At 63.2% G+C, this 17,568-nt stretch carries 16 protein-coding genes and 1 pseudogene; 6 read left to right on the top strand and 11 right to left on the bottom strand.

Features of this window, described 5'->3' with window-relative positions:
- Positions 1-193: 193 nt before the first annotated feature.
- Positions 194-967: an IS21-like element helper ATPase IstB gene (gene istB / locus AAG813_RS09850; protein WP_341914369.1), complete on the bottom strand. Its 774-nt coding sequence runs from the start codon at positions 965-967 to the stop codon at positions 194-196.
- 20 nt (positions 968-987) lie between these two features.
- Complete coding sequence (gene istA / locus AAG813_RS09845; RefSeq protein ID WP_341914367.1) at positions 988-2,520, bottom strand: IS21 family transposase; 1,533 nt, start codon at positions 2,518-2,520, stop codon at positions 988-990.
- On the opposite strand from istA, the gene AAG813_RS09840 reads away from it, so the two are divergent.
- Entirely contained in the window at positions 2,501-4,198 is a 1,698-nt protein-coding gene (locus tag AAG813_RS09840) for a PAS domain S-box protein (RefSeq protein WP_341914394.1), read from the top strand. The genes istA and AAG813_RS09840 overlap by 20 nt on opposite strands.
- 58 nt (positions 4,199-4,256) lie before the next feature.
- Here AAG813_RS09840 and AAG813_RS09835 read toward each other — a convergent pair whose 3' ends face one another.
- Positions 4,257-5,108, bottom strand: a complete 852-nt coding sequence (locus tag AAG813_RS09835) for a metallophosphoesterase (RefSeq protein WP_341914365.1) — start codon at positions 5,106-5,108, stop codon at positions 4,257-4,259.
- 217 nt (positions 5,109-5,325) lie between these two features.
- On the opposite strand from AAG813_RS09835, the gene AAG813_RS09830 reads away from it, so the two are divergent.
- Positions 5,326-5,502 (top strand): hypothetical protein, encoded by a 177-nt coding sequence (locus tag AAG813_RS09830; protein WP_341914363.1) that lies wholly within the window; start codon positions 5,326-5,328, stop codon positions 5,500-5,502.
- Between the two features lie 29 nt (positions 5,503-5,531).
- On the opposite strand, the gene AAG813_RS09825 is transcribed toward AAG813_RS09830, so the two are convergent.
- The gene (locus AAG813_RS09825) at positions 5,532-6,488 is read right to left on the bottom strand and encodes a LysR family transcriptional regulator (RefSeq protein ID WP_341914361.1); all 957 of its coding nucleotides are present in this window, start codon (positions 6,486-6,488) and stop codon (positions 5,532-5,534) included.
- Positions 6,489-6,586: 98 nt separating this feature from the next.
- Here AAG813_RS09825 and AAG813_RS09820 point away from each other — a divergent pair, with 98 nt between their 5' ends.
- Positions 6,587-7,168, top strand: coding sequence for a hypothetical protein (locus AAG813_RS09820; RefSeq protein ID WP_341914359.1), 582 nt, complete (start codon positions 6,587-6,589; stop codon positions 7,166-7,168).
- Between the two features lie 149 nt (positions 7,169-7,317).
- Here AAG813_RS09820 and AAG813_RS09815 read toward each other — a convergent pair whose 3' ends face one another.
- Complete coding sequence (locus AAG813_RS09815) at positions 7,318-9,180, bottom strand: phosphoenolpyruvate carboxykinase (GTP) (protein ID WP_341914357.1); 1,863 nt, start codon at positions 9,178-9,180, stop codon at positions 7,318-7,320.
- A gap of 634 nt (positions 9,181-9,814) precedes the next feature.
- On the opposite strand from AAG813_RS09815, the gene AAG813_RS09810 reads away from it, so the two are divergent.
- Complete coding sequence (locus AAG813_RS09810) at positions 9,815-10,564, top strand: glycosyltransferase family 25 protein (RefSeq protein ID WP_341914355.1); 750 nt, start codon at positions 9,815-9,817, stop codon at positions 10,562-10,564.
- A gap of 39 nt (positions 10,565-10,603) precedes the next feature.
- Positions 10,604-11,875, top strand: coding sequence for an O-antigen ligase family protein (locus AAG813_RS09805; protein ID WP_341914353.1), 1,272 nt, complete (start codon positions 10,604-10,606; stop codon positions 11,873-11,875).
- 50 nt (positions 11,876-11,925) lie between these two features.
- On the opposite strand, the pseudogene AAG813_RS09800 reads toward AAG813_RS09805, so the two are convergent.
- A pseudogene (locus AAG813_RS09800) lies at positions 11,926-12,141 on the bottom strand (IS5/IS1182 family transposase); the annotation flags it as partial.
- A 160-nt stretch (positions 12,142-12,301) separates the two neighbouring features.
- Here AAG813_RS09800 and AAG813_RS09795 point away from each other — a divergent pair.
- Positions 12,302-13,042, top strand: coding sequence for a hypothetical protein (locus AAG813_RS09795; RefSeq protein WP_341914351.1), 741 nt, complete (start codon positions 12,302-12,304; stop codon positions 13,040-13,042).
- A 25-nt stretch (positions 13,043-13,067) separates the two neighbouring features.
- On the opposite strand, the gene AAG813_RS09790 is transcribed toward AAG813_RS09795, so the two are convergent.
- The 5 genes from AAG813_RS09790 to AAG813_RS09770 all read right to left on the bottom strand — a co-directional run bounded on the left by AAG813_RS09790 (position 13,068) and on the right by AAG813_RS09770 (position 17,562).
- On the bottom strand, positions 13,068-13,307 hold the full coding sequence (locus AAG813_RS09790; protein ID WP_096667312.1) for a hypothetical protein: 240 nt from the start codon (positions 13,305-13,307) through the stop codon (positions 13,068-13,070).
- A 113-nt stretch (positions 13,308-13,420) separates the two neighbouring features.
- The gene (locus AAG813_RS09785; protein WP_341914347.1) at positions 13,421-15,145 is read right to left on the bottom strand and encodes a lysoplasmalogenase family protein; all 1,725 of its coding nucleotides are present in this window, start codon (positions 15,143-15,145) and stop codon (positions 13,421-13,423) included.
- A gap of 19 nt (positions 15,146-15,164) precedes the next feature.
- Positions 15,165-16,292, bottom strand: a complete 1,128-nt coding sequence (locus tag AAG813_RS09780; RefSeq protein ID WP_341914345.1) for a DSD1 family PLP-dependent enzyme — start codon at positions 16,290-16,292, stop codon at positions 15,165-15,167.
- The gene (locus tag AAG813_RS09775; protein ID WP_341914343.1) at positions 16,292-16,939 is read right to left on the bottom strand and encodes a histidine phosphatase family protein; all 648 of its coding nucleotides are present in this window, start codon (positions 16,937-16,939) and stop codon (positions 16,292-16,294) included. The genes AAG813_RS09780 and AAG813_RS09775 overlap by 1 nt, the downstream gene beginning before the upstream one ends.
- Positions 16,936-17,562 (bottom strand): DUF4136 domain-containing protein, encoded by a 627-nt coding sequence (locus AAG813_RS09770; protein ID WP_341914341.1) that lies wholly within the window; start codon positions 17,560-17,562, stop codon positions 16,936-16,938. The genes AAG813_RS09775 and AAG813_RS09770 overlap by 4 nt, the downstream gene beginning before the upstream one ends.
- Positions 17,563-17,568 lie beyond the last annotated feature (6 nt).

Genomic DNA, 17,568 nt, shown 5'->3' with positions numbered 1-17,568 from the left:
TGCGTATTCCGCTGAACGTGAACGGTGATTCCGGCATCGTGAACACAGATTCCGGTGCTGTGAACGGCAATTCCGGGCAAGGTGAACGCGGCGGCACAGGTGGTGCGATGTTGCGCGCTGTTATTTTAGGCCGAGGTGGTTTTTCGGCGGATTGGCTCCTTTTCCTGGATGGGATCGCAGTGGTTTTTCGGGCTCAGTCTGCCGCAGGCTCCGAATCGCCGGTTTTGGCCTTGCCAGCAGCCGGCTTCTTGCGCAAAGACTCCCCCGTGATCGTGAAGCGGTGGTGGTTCTGCATCAACCGGTCCAGCATGGCATCGGCCATCGTCGGGTCCCCAATCCACTCGTGCCAGTGTTCAATGGGTAGCTGACTGGTAATGATCGTGGCCCGGCTCGATGCCCGGTCATCAATGATCTCCAGCAAGTCCGCCCGGCTCTGGCCATCCAGCGCCGCCATGCCCCAGTCATCGAGCAGCAGAACATCGGTTTTGCGGATCTGATCGAGCCACTTGCCAAACGTGCCATTGGCGTGACGTATCCGCAATTCCTCGCCCAGCCGAGGCACCCGCTGGTAATGCGCACTGAAGCCGCGCCGGCACGCATGCTGAGCCAACGCGCAGGCCAGCCAGGATTTGCCCGCCCCGGTCGGGCCCGTAATCAGCACCGCATGCCCGCTTTGTACCCATTCACCGAGGGCCAAGCTCATCACCGCACTTCGTTGAATGCCGCGCCCGGCGCGGCTGTCAATGTCTTCGATGGCCGCTTGTGGGTATTTCAGCCGCGCCAGCTTGAGCAGGCGGGCTTGCCGCTTGTCATTGCGCCAGTGCACCTCACGGTCCACCAGCAGCGCCAGCCGCTCTTCAAAGCTCATGGCCGCCACGCAGGCCTGGCCAAGCTGCTCCTGCAGACCCGTTGCCAAGCCTTCCAGCCTCAATTCACGCAGTTGCGCCAATGTCGTATTCATCATCATGGTGTTCTTTCAATTCGTTTTTATTGGTAATAGCCAGGCCCGCGCACGTGAGCATGCGCCGGGCTGCTCCACTCGGGGGCCTCGGTCTTAGGCAACTGATCCCCGCGGTTGACCAGGATGTCGCGGATATGGCTGTATTTGCAGGTGCCCAACTGCAGCGCCATCAGGCTCGCCGCTTCCAGCCTGGCATGGCCGTACCGCCGCCCCAGGGAGAGCAAACCCAGGCAGGCCCGGTAAGCATGCTCGGGGTGGCGCTGGCGCTCCAGCATCTTGCGCACCACCCCCGCCGTGGCCACTCCAATTTGCTCGCCCCAGGCCAGCAGCCGCTCAGGGCTCCACTGCGCATGCGCCCGGTGCGCCTCTGGCATGTGCTCGCCAATTGTGGTGAAACCTCCCCGCCTCCCATCTCTGGCATGGCTGCACACCCGCTGGCCGCGGTTGAGAATCTCCAGCGTGAAGCGGGTCACCCGTACCTCCAGCGTCTGGCCCACCAGCGCGTGCGGCACGCTGTAGCGGTGGCCCTCAAACTCGACGTGGTAATCAATGTGCACCTTGACCGTCTTGAACACCGCCAGCTCAAACGGCTCCAGCGGCAGCGCCATCAGGGCCGGGGCGTCGATGGCGGCAAACACACTGGCCCGGCACCCGGGCAGTTTCTGAAACGGCTTGTTGTTCAGGTACTCAAGCAAGGGCGCCATGGCCGCGTTAACTTCGGCTACTCCATGAAACGATTGGTGCCGCAAGCGCGCCAGTATCCAGCGCTCGACGATCTGCACCGTGGACTCGACCTTGGCCTTGTCTTGCGGGTGGTAGGCGCGCGCCGGCAGCACGCTGCAGCCGTAGTGACAGGCAAAGTCCAGCACGGTGTCCGTCGCCCTGGGCTCGTAGCGGCTGGCCTGCGTAATCACCGCGCGCGGGTTGTCTGGCACGATCAGCTGGGGCACACCGCCGTAGAAGGCCAGCGCCTTGACGCAGCCCTCCAGCCAGTCGGCCGTGGTCTGCGCCGGCGTCGCCCAGGCAAAGGCGTAACCCGAAGCGCCCATGGCGGCCACGAAGATGTTGGCCTTGCCGCCCCCCGTCAGTGCCACGGTGGGGCCGGCGTAGTCGATGAACAGCTTGTCTCCGGCCCGGTGCACCTGGCGCATCGAGCGCTTCAGTGTCCTGGCAAAGCGCCGGTAGTTCTCGCAGAACTGGGAGTACTGGTAGGGCTTGACCTGGCTGTTCTCGGCCCATTTGCCGCAGTATTCCTGCCACAGCAGCATCAGGGTCACGCCTTTGCCGCGCAGCTCCAGATGCACCAGGCCGTAGTCGGGCGCCACAAAGACGGCTGGCCCGCTCGGCTCACCCCGCAGTTGGCGTTGCAACTCGCCTTCATCCATGGCCTCTATGGCTGGCCAGTCCAGCCCGGCCGCAGTAGCCAGCCGTACGTATTTGGAGATGACGCCTTTGGACAGTCCAAGGCTTTGAGCTATCTGATCGTAGGCCAGCCTGCTGTCCAGGCTCAACCTCAGTATTTCTTTGACTTTACGCATCGTGATCTTTCGGGCGGGCATCTGGCCTCCTGTCATAAATCAGGCAGCCTACCCGCCAGGGTGGTCTCATTTGCGCAACTTCTCTCCCAACCGGTCTGCCACTGTTCACCATCGCCGGAATCTCTGTTCACGGCTGCGGAATCAGCGTTCACGATGCCGGAATCCTTCCAGGCAAGCCCTCAAATCGCGTGTTCACGTTCCCCGGAATCGCTGTTCACGTTCGTCCGGAATACCCACCAACGTTGGCACCTGGGAGTGGAATGTACAGACGGGGGAAACCCGCTTCGACGATCGCTGGGCCGCCATCACCGGTCACAGCCTGGACGAGCTGCTGCCGCTGAACATCCAGACCTGGCGCCGCCTGACCCATTCCGGGGACATGGTCCGCTCCGATGCCTTGCTCAAGCAGCATTTTGCCGGCAGGACGCCTTACTTCGACTGCGAAGTGCGCATGCGCCACAAGGACGGCCGCTGGGTCTGGGTGCTGTCGCGTGGCCGTGTCTGTGCCTGGGTCGGCGACCGCCAGCCGGCGCTGATGGCGGGCACCCTGATGGACATCACCGAACGCCAGACCGCCCAGCTGGCCCTGCGCAACAGCGAGGAGCATTTTCGCCAGCTGTTTGAAACCAGCCTGGAATGCATTCTGCAAACCCGTCCGGACGGACAGGTGCTCAATGCCAACGCCGCCGCCTGTGAGCTGTTTGGCATGAGTGTGGAGGAGTTGCGCGCGCGCGGCCGGGGAGGGCTGGTGGATCCCGGCGACCCACGTTTGCAGGCCCTGCTCGACGAACGCCAGCGCGAAGGAAAAACGCGCGGCGAGCTGCGCATGCTGCGCGGGGACGGAACAGCCTTCGAGTGCGAGCTGTCATCGTCGATCTTCCTGGATTCGGACAACGCGCCCTGCGCCAACATTGTCTTGCGCGACATCACAGCGCGCAAACGTTCGGAAGCGCGCATCGCGCGGCTCAACGCCGAACTGGAGCAGCGGGTGGGGCGGCGCACCGCCCAGCTCGAAGCGTCGAACCGCGACCTGCAGGAGTTTGCCCACTCGGTGGCCCATGACCTGCGCCAGCCCTTCATTGCGATTGGCGGCTTCAGCGGGTTGCTCGAGCGCCGGGTGACGGACGACCGCGCCAGGCACTACATCAACCGCATCAAGGCCGGCGTGCGGCAGGCCGGAGAGCTGACGGAAGCCCTGCTGGCGCTGGCCAACCTGTCGCGTGTGCAGCTGCGCGTGCAGGCGGTGGACCTCAGTGCCGTCGCGCACAGTGTGATGGACGCCCTGCAGCAGGAAGAACCCGCGCGTACGCGCAGCATCCGCATCCAGGAGGGTTTGCTGGTGCAGGCCGATGCGATGCTGCTGCGGCTGGTGATGCAGGAACTGCTCGGCAATGCCTGGAAATTCACGTCGCGGCAGAAGCACACGGAAATCAGTTTCGGCCTGCAACCGGCGCCGGCAGCAGGCACGGAAGCCGTCTACGTGGTCAGCGACAACGGTGAGGGTTTCGACATGGCCCATGTCGACAAGCTGTTTCGCAGTTTCCAGCGCCTGCACGCGCCACAGGACTTCCCGGGCGCGGGCGTGGGGCTGGCCAACATCCAGCGCATCATTGCGCGCCACGGTGGGCAGATCTGGGCCGAGTCGGCCCGCGGCGAAGGCGCCCGCTTCTTCTTCACGCTGGGCAGCCCCGGCGCCTGAGTTTCAGGCCGGTAATTTGCTATGTTTTTAATAGCTATATGCGCCCGTCAGGTATGGGCTAAGCAGCGATTTTGATCAACAATCCGGGCTTGAATCCGTCCTGTTCACCCTTGCGCGCATAACCGAGCGGGTTGGCCACCACCCGGCAGCCGTTCTTGACGTAGTCGTTGGGGCAATGCAGGTGGCCGTGCAGCCACAGCTGCGCCTGTGCCAGCAGATCGTCCAGCGCATTGCAGAACCCCGCCGTGCCGGGCACCAGGCCGTAGCGCGGGTCACCGCTGAGCAGGCTGGGCGCAAAGTGGGTGACGACCACGGTCGGGCCGTCAAAGGGGACGGCCAGCGCCTGCCGTAGCCAGGCCTGGCTTTGCAGGCCCAGTTCGCGCACGGCGTCGGCCAGCATGGGCTGGCCGTCCCGGAAGGCGTGGTTTTTCTGGAGGTAAAAATTGGCGGCGCGAAAGGCCTTGTCACGCGCCTTGAGGACTTCGCCCGTGGTCAGGCTGCCGTCGAGCGCCTGGGCGGCGGTCAGGGCGTCAAAGTCGGTCCACAGGGTGCAGCCGACAAAACGGATGCCCTGCCACTCCACGACCTCGCGCTCCAGCCAGACCAGGCCCAACCGCGCACAGGTCTCGCGCAGGCGCGTGTGGGTGGCCTCGAAGTCCTGCCCGTCGTATTCATGGTTGCCGGGCAGGAAAAAAACCGGTGTCGGCCAGGCCGCGCCGCCTTGCGCCACCGGCAGGGGGGAAAAACGGGCAAGGCCGAAGTCGCCGTCATCCAGCTCGGTCAGCAGCGATCCCGGCTGGTAGGAGCCGATATCGCCGGCCAGCACCAGCAGGTCCGCCCCGGGGGTCGGCTGGGCCAGGAAATGCGGGTTGGATTCAAGGTGCAGGTCGGACAGAAGCTGGATGTTCACCGGTCGATTGTGCAGGAAGCCCGGTTCGGCAACGGCTGCGGCGTCTTCCCGCCGGTGAAGGCCACAAACCCGAGAGGACGGAAACGCCGCTTATGCCCGCTGACAGGCCAACCATGCGTTTTGTGCATGGGTATCGGCCGGTTTTGGGCTTACAACCCTAGGGAAAACCCTTAATGTAGGGGTATCGCAATTTTTCGCCATCGGCTGGCGCCCAGACATGTACACCCTTTTTACGCAGGTTTTCCGTTTTCTCCCTTTTGCCCGTGCCGTCGCGCCGGTTCACGGCGTGGCCCACAACCTGATGGAACGAGCCGAGGCTCGGGCCGGGCGCAACCCGCAGCAAGCCCAGGAACTGCGCCGTGCGGCGCGCGCCTACCTCAGCGTGGTCCGCTGATACGACCTGAAGTGACGCGCCGGCCGGTATCAGCCTGAAAAGGCCTGGTCGGCGGAGCGCACCAGAGCCTGGCGCAGCCAGACATGGGCGCCGTGCTGCTGGGAGCGACGGTGCCACACTGCATCGACGTGCACCGGCGACACATCGAAGGGCAGGGGTCGCAACACCAGCTGTTCGGCAATGCCCGTGACCCGCACAAAGTGGCGCGGTAGCACGGTGAGCAGGTTGGAGTTGGCCACCACCCGGCCGGCGGTAAAGAACTGGTTGACGGTCAGCACCACCTTGCGTTCGCGGCCCAGCGAAGCCAGTGATTCGTCGATGAATCCGTAAGGACGGCCGGAAAAACTTACCAGCATGTGGCGCGCCGCGCAAAACCGGTTCAGCGTGAACGGGCCGGTGGCCAGCGGATGGCCGGCGCGCATCACGCACACATATTCGCCGTCATACAGCCGCTGGTGCAAAAAAGGCATGACCTCGCCGCTCTGGGCGCGGGCCGTCAGGTCCGCCAGCACGGAGGGAAAGTAGCCGATCGCCAGATCGCAGGCCTCCTCGTCAAGGAGTTTGCGCGGATCGCGTGTGGTCAGCGGCACCACGCGGATGGACACCCCCGGCGCCTCGTGTTCCAGGATGTCCACCAGTCCCGGTATCAACTCGGCCGCCGTCGCGTCGGCCATGGCCAGCACGAACGTCGAATGCGCCTCGCCAGGCACAAACGTGCTCGGAATCAGCGACTCCTGCAGCTTTTGCAGTGCTTCGCGGACGGCCGGCCAGATCGCCAGCGCACGCGGCGTGGGCGCCATGCCCTGGCCGCTGCGCTGCACCAGCTCGTCGCCCAGCGTCTCGCGCAGGCGGCGCAGCGCATTGCTGACGGCGGGCTGCGTCAGCGACAGGTTGCGCGCCGCCCGCGTCAGGCTGCGTTCGGCCATGACCTCGTCAAACACGCGAAGCAGGTTCAGGTCCAGGGTGCGGAAATTCGGCGGGTTCACGACTTCTTCCTCGTACAGTTCCGGTTATCACCAGTGTGAATAGATTGAATCATAAAGATAAAGTTGAATAGCATGAGTGTTAACCCTAATATTCCCCTGTGCCCAAACCAATACCGGTGGTGGCACTCATCAGGGGAACCATCATGACCAGTTTTGTCAATATCAAATATCCCGCCGAACATCCCGGTGTGGCACGTTTTGAGTCGGCCGTGGGTGCAGCGCGCCAGCTGCGCAAGGGCTTTGACAGCACCCGGGGCCTGGCGGGTCTGTTGCTGGCAGCCATTGTTGCCGCCATGGTGGTGGTGGCCGACCAGCTGGTCGAGAATTGGGCCGAAGGCCATTTGCTGGTGGCCTGGGTCGCCATGTGGGCCGTCGCCTTCTCCGTGATGGCCCTGTTTGCCGGGACCGCCCGCCAACTGGCGGCGCGTGTGCTCGCGGCACTGGATGCCTGGTCCCGCGCCATTGCCCAGGCACGTGCCGATGTCCGGCTGTGGGAAGCCGCCAAGGCCGATCCCCGTGTGATGGCCGACCTGCAGGTCGCCATGGCGCGTCAGGAAGTCGCGGACGAAACGGCCGGCGTGCCGACCGCCGTTGTTGCCAGCGCGGTCAAGGCGCGGGAAGACAAGACCATCGACCTTGGCAGCCGCGTGTTGCGCGCATACCCCAGCTACTACATCTGAGTCTGAGTCGTCAGGCGACGGCCTTCTGCCTGCATCACCATAAAAAAGCCACCCGGTCGGGTGGCTTTTTTGCGTCCGGGCGGCTTGCCCATCATGCCAGGGGCGCAACGCAGATCATGCGTCGCGCCCTGTCTCTTCCGGGGGGCCGGTCAGGCCGCCAGACGGCGCTCAATCGCGGCTTTGGTCTCCCCCAGCTCTTTCGGCAGGTGATGTTCGAGTTGCTTGAACAGGTCGGCGTGCAGCTTCAGCTCTTCGGTCCAAGCGGCCTTGTCGATGCTGGTCACGGTGTTGAACTGCTGCGCGCTGAAGTCCAGGCCGGTCCAGTTGATTTCGGCGTAGTGTGGTGCGATGCCGAAGATCGTGTCCTGGCCCTTGGCCTGGTTCTCGAGGCGGTCGATCATCCATTTGAGCACGCGCATGTTCTCGCCATAACCCGGCCAGACGAACTTGCCGGCCTCGTCCTTGCGGAACCAGTTCACGCAGAAGATCTTGGGCAGGGTGTGGCCCAGGCTTTCGAGCTTGTGCTCCATGTCCAGCCAGTGCTGGAAGTAGTCGCTCATGTTGTAGCCGCAGAAAGGCAGCATGGCGAACGGGTCGCGGCGCACCACACCCATCTGGCCGACGGCGGCGGCCGTGGTTTCGGAGCCCATCGTGGCGGCCATGTAGACACCTTCCATCCAGCTGCGGGCCTCGGTGACCAGCGGCACGGTGGTGGAACGGCGGCCACCGAAAATGAAGGCGTCAATCGCCACGCCGTCCGGGTTGTCCCATTCCGGATCGAGCGCCGGGTTGTTGATCGCCGCCACCGTGAAACGGGCGTTGGGGTGCGCGGCCTTGGCACCGGTTTCTTTCGCGATCTGCGGCGTCCAGTCCTTGCCCTGCCAGTCGATCAGGTGGGCCGGCAGGCTGCCGCCGTCCTTTTCCATGCCTTCCCACCACACGTCGCCGTCGTCCGTCAGCGCCACATTGGTGAAGATGACGTTCTTGTCCAGGCTCGCCATGCAGTTCGGGTTGGTGTGGAAGTTGGTCCCCGGCGCTACGCCAAAGTAGCCTGCTTCCGGGTTGATGGCGTACATCTTGCCGTCGGCATGGGGCTTGATCCAGGCGATATCGTCGCCAATCGTGGTGACCTTCCAGCCGTCAAAGCCGGCGGGCGGCACCAGCATCGAGAAGTTGGTCTTGCCGCAGGCGCTCGGGAAGGCCGCTGCCACATGGTATTTCTTGCCTTGGGGGTTGGTCACGCCCAGGATCAGCATGTGCTCGGCCAGCCAGCCCTGGTCGCGGCCCATGTTCGAGGCAATCCGCAGCGCAAAACATTTCTTGCCCAGCAGCGCATTGCCGCCGTAACCCGAGCCATACGACCAGATTTCCCGCGTTTCGGGGTAATGCACGATGTACTTGGTCTTGTTGCAGGGCCAGCTCACGTCCTTCTGTCCTTCGGCCAGCGGTGCGCCCACGGTGTGCACGCAGGGCACGAACGCGCCGTCCACGCCGAGCACGTCGAACACCGCCTTGCCCATGCGCGTCATGATCTTCTGGTTCACCGCGACATAAGCGCTGTCGGTCAGTTCGATGCCGATGTGGGCGATGTGCGATCCCAGCGGACCCATGCTGAAGGGCACCACATACATGGTGCGGCCCTTCATGCAGCCGTCAAACAGCGGCTGCAGCGTGCTGCGCATGTCGGTCGGGGCCATCCAGTTGTTGGTCGGGCCGGCGTTTTCCTTGTTGGCCGAGCAGATGTAGGTGCGGTCTTCCACGCGGGCGACATCAGTCGGGTCGGAACAGGCCAGGAAGCTGTTGGGCCGCTTGGCTTCGTTGAGCTTTTTGAAGGTGCCGGCGTCGACCAGTTGCTGGCACAGGCGTTGGTACTCGGCGTCGCTGCCATCGCACCAGTAAACGCTTTCCGGTTTGCACAGCGCGGCCATGTCGGCCACCCAGGCAATGAGCCTGGCGTTCTTGACATAACTCGGTGTGTTCAGGTTCAGCCCTTGCATCGCGGGGTGGTTCATCGAAAAGCTCCAAAGTTAAAAAGCGTCATTTCGGAAAACGTCGGCACGGAGGCAGCAGGGCTGTGGCCGCGAGGCGTTTGTCGAAATAAGGCTTGCGGACGCGCATCACGCAAGGCTTCAACCCGCCGGACAGGAGGCCAGGGCTGCGATCGGCAAGTCATGGCCTGCAGGCGGGCCACAGCCTGGATGTGCTGCGGGGCCAAGGTTGAAAAAAGCTAGTTGTGGCACGCTTTTTCGAGCCTCGACGGGCCTGCCGGAAAAGTCATTTTAAGAACATCGGCATGGGTTACCTGGGCGTTACAGGCAAAAGTTATGCAGAACCTGCATGACTTTATGCATACTAGCCAGAAGGGTTCGAACAGTCGTGACCTGGAGACGCCGAATGCGGTCGCTGAGATTTTCCTTGGCGGAAAGCCGGAACCCGTGCGCGTCTGCGTCTGTTGGCGGGCTTACCGCGCCAGGTGGTGCCCGGTACGGCGCATATGCGGTTGCCACGCTTATGTCGCCATCCGCAAGGGGAAAGGCTGAAAGCGCGAAATTGCGGGAGGGTGGGTGCGGGGTAGCACGTCATCTAGAATCCAGAAGCTGAGGCCGTTTCAGGCCCTGCAGACCCTGCCCATTTCAAAAAATACCTATGACCCTTGATCAGCCGGTTGAACCCCTCCCAAAGCGGGTATTGCCGCAGGGACTGGATGCGATTTTTGTGATCCACGCGACCAGCTTTGTGGACAGGCGGCGATTTATAGAGGCGCAGATGCAGTCGCTGGGGCTGCCATTTGAGTTTGTGCTCGATTTCGATATTCCGGCGATTCCCGAAGATTTGAGGTTGCGCCTGTTCCGTGACGCAAGCCTTTCGCCTGCACAGCAGTCATGCGCCATGAAGCATTGGCAGGCGCACAATCTGATTGTGCAAAGAAACATTTCCCGGGCGCTGGTTCTTGAAGACGACGTGATTCTTTCAAAGGAATTCTGGCCAGCGCTGAAAGGCCTGATGCGCGAGGAACTCGCGCTGGGTGATCCGCATGTCACTTTTCTGGGCTGTGGGGGGCACTACTACGTGCCACATGAGCAAATCCGCGCAGGTCAATGGCTGTATCCGCGTAACCAGGGCAAGTTTGCAGACTCCTATATCGTCTCGCTGGCAACCGCGAAGAGGCGCCTGGACTGGATAGAAGCCAACGGCATCACCCAACCGATTGACCATACCTTTGAACATATCGACCGGGTGTTGGGCACGCCGATGTTCTGGCTGGAACCGCCGGTGGTTGAGCAGGGCAGCCACAACGGGATGTTTTCGTCGACCTTGGAAAAATCGCACCCGCTGTGGTTTCAGGCGCTGCAGTTTCGATGGAAGAAACTGTGGCGGCGGCGGCGGCATGAGTAAGCTTCAGCGCTCTCCAGCAACTACGGAGAAAAAAGACCAGTGATCGCTGCTTCCTGTTCGCCTCCTGCTCCGCCATCTTCATTGATGACCTGGACCCAGAATGCGGCGATATTTGCCGTCTGTGCGAATCTTTTTTCCACGGCACTGGCGAATCTTGGTTTTGTGGTTTTTCTTCTGTTGTTTGCCTGCCTCTGCGTGTCCGGTCAGCGGCGCCAAATTGACACGAAAAACTTTCCGGTGGGTGTCGCGATAGCCATCGGACTTTATATCGGCTGGCAAGTGGTTGGCTTGACCTACACCGATGCGCCGATGTCTTATGCCTTGAAGAATGTTTTCACTGAGCGGAAGATCGTTTATATCCTTCCCTTGGCGTTAATTTTTTCCGATAGAAGGCCGAAGATGCGGTTTTTGGTTGCTTTTTTGCTTACCAGTGTCGTCGGTATGGCGTTTTCATTTGCACTCGTGAATCAGCATCTTCATGGGCGACTCGGCCTCAATCCGGCTGCCGTATTCCGGTCACACGCAACGCAGGGAATGGTGTTCGCGATCTGTGTCGCTTTGTCACTCTGGTTCGGTTTTACGCAGCAAACGCCATGGCGGCGCTGGGCTTTCTTTGTCCTGGCAGCCGCATTCTTTTTGAACATGGTGACCGTAACGCCTGGACGCAGTGGCTATGTGGTGATCCTTGTTCTGATTGTGTGGGCATTTTCAATGTGGCGAGGATTCAAGGGTGTTGCGATTGGACTGCTTGCTGCATCACTTCTGGGCATAGGCGCCTTTTACACCTCATCTTCAGTGCATGGTCGTGTGATGGAAGGGTTTAATGAAGTGCGCAACTTCTCCACGAGCCTCCACGAAACATCTTTAGGGCGCAGGATGGTTCAATATGAAACCACGCTGGATATGATCAAGGAAAACCCGATATTTGGCGTTGGCACCGGTGGATACAAGAAGCACTTCAGTGCGATTGCTGAGGAAAAGTACACTGGGTGGAGGGCTGTTCCATTTGACGATCCGCACAACCAGTATCTATTCGTTGCTGCGGAAAACGGGCTGGTTGGTCTTGCGACCTTCCTGTTCATGATCGGCATGGTCCTGAAATACTGCCTCAGAGGCGGCAGCATCTACGGAAAAATGGCGGCGGGTTGCTTGCTCGCCTGGTGTGCCACCAGCCTGTTCAGTGGGCACTTCCGCACCTTCCCTGAAGGTCATCTGATTGCTTTTATCATCGGAATACTGATGGTCAATCGTCCGCTTGGAACCATGGAGTTCAGCCAGAACGCTAGAGAAAATCCGATCAAGCTCCGTTGAGCGGCCAGGCGCTCGGATTCTCAATGAAGAAGCCGGTTTTCAAGCTGAACGGCCGGATCGGACAGGGTGAACCAGTGTTGCAGGACGTGGATGCGCAGCACGCGGTCAAGACCTACCGGCGGACGGCCGTTGCCCGTTTTGGGGTAGCACAACTCGATCAGGGCTCATAACTGCCCCCATGGCACAACACGTTCCATCTCGGCCAGGACGGGCGCGCGCCAGGTCGTCTTGCCGTATTTCTCAAAGCCGCCACCTGTCAGTTTCATCTGGTTGGGCATCTCGGTGACCTGTCAATTGCCTTGTGTAGCAAGGTTCCAGAGGCAATGCCCGTGGACTTGATCAAAGTTTCTCTAACTGCCGTGTTTAGGCCAGCTTTTTCGCCGCACTCTCGTTTAGGAGCTCGCGCGCCTGACTACACTGATGCAGATGAGTGCTCCCCTTCCACCACCCTGCGTGCGAGACGACCTTGCTGCCTATTTCCGCAGTGGCGATGTCATGCGCAGCCGAAGCGTGAGTGATGTCGTGTTGTCGGACACGGTCGACGTGCCTGCGCCGCCTGCCCGACTGGTGGCGGATTGGGAACGGGAGATCTCGCTGCACCTGGAGCTGGAGCCCGGTGACGTGGAGGCCTTGCCTTTGGTGCGGGCGCGTGCGCGCTGGCCGGACTACCGGCGCTGCGTGCAGGGGGTGTCGGACTGGATGCAGACGCTGGGCCTGCACGAGGTGCTGGCTTCTTCTGAGGTCGCCCTGATGGCCTGCCGTGGCGCGCGTTACCACCACGACGGCGCGCAGTATGGCGGTGCGGCCTTCTGCAATCTCTTTCTGAGCGAGGACAAGGGGCTGGACCTGCATTTTCCGGCGACAGGGCACCGCATTCCCCTGCGCCGGGGCACGGTGGTGGTCTTCGATACCGGTCAGCCGCATGCCGTGATCGAACGCCGCGGCTCTGGCTTTGATGCGGCCGATTTTCCAGCCGGGCAGGACTGCAGCCTGGTGTTCCTGACCTGGGAACTGCCCATTGAAGATGCCGCTGTCGGGCAGGCCTTGGGCATCAGCTTCGACATCGACCCGGCGACCGCCGCGCTGCTCGATGATGGGCAGCTGTGGTTCAACGGTGCGCCGGCCAGTGTGTGCCCGGCGTCCGGTCGTTGGTGCCAGGAAAACTGACCGACCCGGCCCATTCCGCCGGGGCTTATTTGCCCATTTTTCCCTGAAGCACGGCCACCAGGTGGCCCTTGGCCTCGGCCAGCTGGGCCTTGTCGCTGTCGTGCACTTTCTGGAAAAAAGCGGCGCATTCGGCGGAGCCGGCCTGCTCGGCATCCTTGATGTACTGGTCGTAGGCCATGAGCGCTTGCGCCTTGTTCTGGATCAGCGTGATCCAGTCGTATTCCAGGTTGCTGATGGGGTGGCGGTCGGTGGATTGCTCTTGCATGAAAACTCCTGTTGAAATGCAAAAGCATAGGAACCCGGCGGGCCGCCATCTGTAGGCCGGCACCGACGGATGCGCGTCCCTATCGCCGCGAGATGCAGGTTGCGGCTGTGCGTTCAGCTCGCCAGCTGCCGTGAAGTGGCCGGCCGGGCGTGGTGCACGATCAGGATCTGCGCGATGTAATAAGTTCCCAGCACCCACAGCTGCGCCATGGGCAGGGGCTGGGCGAACTTGTTGGTGGCCAGCAGCGCGTCACTGAGCATGAAAAACCCCGCTCCGACGGCCACGCCCAGCGAGGCCTTGTCCCGCAGCACCGTGGCCCGGCCGATGGCTTGCGCGGCCATCAGGGCAATCACGATCACGTAGGCGGCCACTGCAAAACGCAGCACCGGGTTGAGCCCGTTGAACAGGAAGGCGTACATCAGCGCACCCACGCCCAGCGTCACCGCCAGCGCGCGCCGGCTGGGAAACCAGGCCTGGCCCTGCTTGAACAGCACGATGTAAAACAGGTGCGCGATCAGGAAAGACAGCAACCCGGGGATGAAGAAGCCCTGAAACATCAGAAAGCAGTCGCCGGCCAGTGAAAAGGCCAGTCCCGCCAGAAGATACAGATCAAATCGGCCTGCAGCCCTTAGGGGGTAAGCGCGAGCAGCTACAAAAACAAGAGCAAAACCAAGCGCCAGCGGCTTGAACACGCGGTGCAGTTCCACCAGCCCCAGGGCGCTGGTGGCCGTGGCCAGCGCGGCGGCTTCGATCAGCAGCACCTCGGTCATCGTCAGGCGGCCCTGCAGCGCGGCACCCACGGCCCAGAGCCCGGTGGCCAGCACGCCCAGCCAGATCGCCGACTGCGAGGCCGGCAGGCTGTCGGCGTACCAGAGGAACAGGGCGACGCCCTGCAACAGCACGACAAACTGCACGGTGCCGAAGCACATCAGGGCGCGGCTCATGGGCGGGTGGTAACGCTGCAGCCGCGTGATGTTAAAAGCTTCCCGCGGAAACCGCGTTGCCACATCGGCTGGCCGCCAGCCGGGCGGCTTGAGCCAGACGCGCAGCTTGTCGCCCCAGTTCCTGGCGTGCCAAGCGTCTTTGGCCAGCGCCCAGTACACCTCGGCGTTGGACCACAACGGATCCCAGCTGTTGAGCGGGCTGCGCGTGCCATAGATACATTTTTCGTCTTCCTCGCGGAAGCTGCCGAAGAGCCGGTCCCAGACGATCAGGATGCCGCCGTAGTTCTTGTCGAGGTAGTGGTCGTTGACCGCGTGATGCACGCGGTGGTTGGACGGCGAACAGAACCAGCGGTCGAACCAGCCGAGTTTGGGCACGTGTTCGGTATGCACCCAGAACTGGTAGAGCAGGTCAATCAGCACCACCACACCGAAGACCAGCGGCGGCACGCCGGCGATCGCCATCGGCACGTAGAAAATCCAGCCGAGCAGGGCGCCGCTGCTGGTCTGGCGCAGCGCGGTGGAGAGGTTGTAGTCCTGGCTCTGGTGGTGCACCACATGCGCGGCCCAGAAGACGGCGCTTTCATGGCCGGTGCGGTGCAGCCAGTAGTAGCAGAAGTCGTAGAAGACCAGGGCGATCAGCCAGCCGTACCAGGTGGTCCAGAAGGCTTCGTCGGGGAACAGCGCCACCGACGAATAGATGGCAGTGTAGATGCCGACGCGAAACAGCCGCGTGAACACCGCGCTGATCTGGCTCAGCATGCCCAGGCTGATGCTGTTGATCGCGTCGTTGAGGCGGTAGGTGTTGCGGCCCTTGGCGTAACCCCAGGCGAATTCGATCGCGATCAGCAGGAAGAAGACGGGTGTGGCAAGGACGATGATTTGACTAGGGCTCATCCCGCCATTCTGGCGGGAATCAGGTCAAAGCGCCTCTGGCATCAACCCTGATGATCTGCTCGACCGTGCCGTGCGCCAGGCCGCCGCGAACGCCCAGCAGGTGGTCGTGCAGGTTGACGGTTGGGTCGCAGTGGCCGGGGATCAGCCACACCGTGTCGCCCAGCGCCGGCAGCACCGCGCCGCGCAGGATGCCGTGTTCGTCACCGCCGTTGGCGTAGTCCAGCGCCAGGCCGTGCACCGCCGGCAAGCCGGAGTCGATGGCGTGGCTTTTGTGCCCGGCATCCACCACCGCATGGCTGGTGCAGACACTCATGACCTGGCTTTTGATGAACAGCGCGTGCTCGAATTGCGGCTGCGCCGGGTCGCGTTCGTTGTCGGCGTAGTCACGGTCCATGAACAGGTAGGAGCCTGCCTGCAACTCGCCGTACACGCCGCTGGCGGTTTCCAGCGCAAAGGTGCCGGTGCCTGCGCCGGTAACCAGCGGCACCGCGTGGCCGGCCGCCTGCAGCGCGGCGCGGGTGGCCTGCACATGGGCGATCACCTGCGCAATTGCCGCCTGCCGCTCGGCCACGGTGCGCAAATGCTGGGCACGGCCGTGGTAGGCCTGCAGGCCGCCAAACTGCAGCGCCGGGTGCAGGGCCATCTCATTGGCCAGTGCGACGGCGGGCGCACCAGGCGCCAGGCCGCAGCGGCCATGGCCGACGTCGATTTCGATGAACACGCGGATGGCCGCATGCTGGCCGTGCGCGGCCTGGGCCAGCCGGCGCAGGCCCTCGAGGCTGTCGACCGCGATGGCCAGCTGGCCGCCCAGCGCCTGCAGCTCCCGGGCAACCGCCATGACGCGCTTGAGCTTGAAGGGCGAGACCACCTCGTTGCTGATGTAGATGTTGTTCACGCCCAGCGCCGCCAGCGCTTCGGCTTCCGAGGTTTTCTGCACGCAGACGCCGACCGCGCCGCGCGCCATCTGCAGCCTGGCCAGGGTGGCGCTTTTGTGCATCTTGGCGTGCGGCCGCAGCATGACGCCGTGCTGCGCCGCGAACGCCGCCATGCGTTCCAGGTTGCGCTCCATCGCGTCGAGGTCGATCACCAGCGCGGGGGTGTCGATGGCCGCGGCAGGGCGGCCCAGCAGGTCAGACAGCAGGTGCATCAGGTCGTCGTTTCATCGAGGGAGTTGTTGTCGTTGTCCAGGTGCTGGGTGTCGGCCCAGCCGACCAGCGTGAACCCTTCCGGCGTCCAGAGCAGGCGGTTGATGGCCGCGTTGCCCAGGGCCCAGGTGCGCGGCGCCTGGATGTCCAGCCGGGTCGCGGCCCGGTACAACACGTCCATCACGCCGCCGTGGCCGACCAGCACGATCAGCTCGCCGGCATGGCGCGCCGCGAGTTTTTCGGCGGTGGCAACCACGCGTTCGCGCAGCTGCAGCAGCGACTCGCCGCCGGTCGGGGCAAAAGCCGGGTCGCGGGTGCGCCAGAGCCTGGCCTGCTCGGGCAGCACGGCTTCGATCTCGGCAAAGGTCTTGCCCTGGAATTCGCCGAAATGCCGCTCGCGCAGGCCTGGTTCGGCGGTGACCGCGACACCGGTGACGCGGCTGATCGCCAGGGCGGTTTCATGGGCACGGCCGAGGTCGCTGGCGTAAATCGCGCGTATGGGTTCTTCCGCCAGCGCGCGGGCCAGGCGCTCGGCCTGCCAGCGGCCGGTGTCGTTGAGCCCGACGTCGAGCTGGCCCTGGATGCGGGTGTCCACATTCCACGTGGTTTCGCCGTGGCGTATGGCCAGCACGCGCGCGGATGCGCTCAAGGCTTGATCTCGACGTTGACGCGGCGCGGTCCGGCCGGCGGCACCGGGAAGCCGCGCAGGGCGGCGTCCAGCATGGCCGACAGCACCGGGTCGGTGTCCAGCCAGGGCTCCTCGCTGACCGCGCGGGTTTCATACACGGCCAGGTTGCTGCGCAGCTCGCGCATCACGATGCTGACTTCGCGCCGGTAAATCGGCGTGTCCATCCCGCCCAGCGGAAAACCGAAGCCGAAACCCACACCGACACTGCTCACACCCACGCCGCTGCCGCCACCGATGAAGATGTTGGGACTGCCATACGGGTAGTAGCTGCCGTCCCAGACCGAGCGCAGCATGGGTTGGGAGCTGGCGCTGACCTGCACGCTCAGGCTGGCCGCCTGCGGGTTGTGCTGCAGGCCGACCCTGGCCAGCGCGGCCTGGGCCAGGCCTTCGAGCCGGGTCTGGGTCAGGTCCGCCTGCTGCGAGGGCAAACGTTCGAAGCGGTAGCTGCTGCCCGGCGCCGGCGGGGCCGGCGTCCAGCGGGCGAAGCTGTTGACCTCGCTGCCGACCATGCGCGTGCTGGCGCAACCGCCCAGCAGTCCCACCACGGCCGCTGCAAAAATGATAGCTTTCAGCGCTCTGTACATAAGGCC

The sequence above is a fragment of the Polaromonas sp. YR568 genome (assembly GCF_943371715.1).
Lineage (GTDB): Bacteria > Pseudomonadota > Gammaproteobacteria > Burkholderiales > Burkholderiaceae_C > Polaromonas.
This window is presented reverse-complemented; position numbering and strand designations above follow the sequence as displayed.

Bases quoted from the DNA above. Each gene is read 5' to 3' on its own strand.
- istA (WP_341914367.1), bottom strand. From the start codon at position 2,520: ATGCCCGCCCGAAAGATCACGATGCGTAAAGTCAAAGAAATACTGAGG.
- AAG813_RS09830 (WP_341914363.1), top strand. From the start codon at position 5,326: ATGTACACCCTTTTTACGCAGGTTTTCCGTTTTCTCCCTTTTGCCCGT.
- AAG813_RS09815 (WP_341914357.1), bottom strand. From the start codon at position 9,180: ATGAACCACCCCGCGATGCAAGGGCTGAACCTGAACACACCGAGTTAT.
- AAG813_RS09790 (WP_096667312.1), bottom strand. From the start codon at position 13,307: ATGCAAGAGCAATCCACCGACCGCCACCCCATCAGCAACCTGGAATAC.
- AAG813_RS09770 (WP_341914341.1), bottom strand. From the start codon at position 17,562: ATGTACAGAGCGCTGAAAGCTATCATTTTTGCAGCGGCCGTGGTGGGA.
- istB (WP_341914369.1), bottom strand. From the start codon at position 967: ATGATGATGAATACGACATTGGCGCAACTGCGTGAATTGAGGCTGGAA.
- AAG813_RS09810 (WP_341914355.1), top strand. From the start codon at position 9,815: ATGACCCTTGATCAGCCGGTTGAACCCCTCCCAAAGCGGGTATTGCCG.
- AAG813_RS09780 (WP_341914345.1), bottom strand. From the start codon at position 16,292: ATGCACCTGCTGTCTGACCTGCTGGGCCGCCCTGCCGCGGCCATCGAC.
- AAG813_RS09785 (WP_341914347.1), bottom strand. From the start codon at position 15,145: ATGAGCCCTAGTCAAATCATCGTCCTTGCCACACCCGTCTTCTTCCTG.
- AAG813_RS09795 (WP_341914351.1), top strand. From the start codon at position 12,302: ATGAGTGCTCCCCTTCCACCACCCTGCGTGCGAGACGACCTTGCTGCC.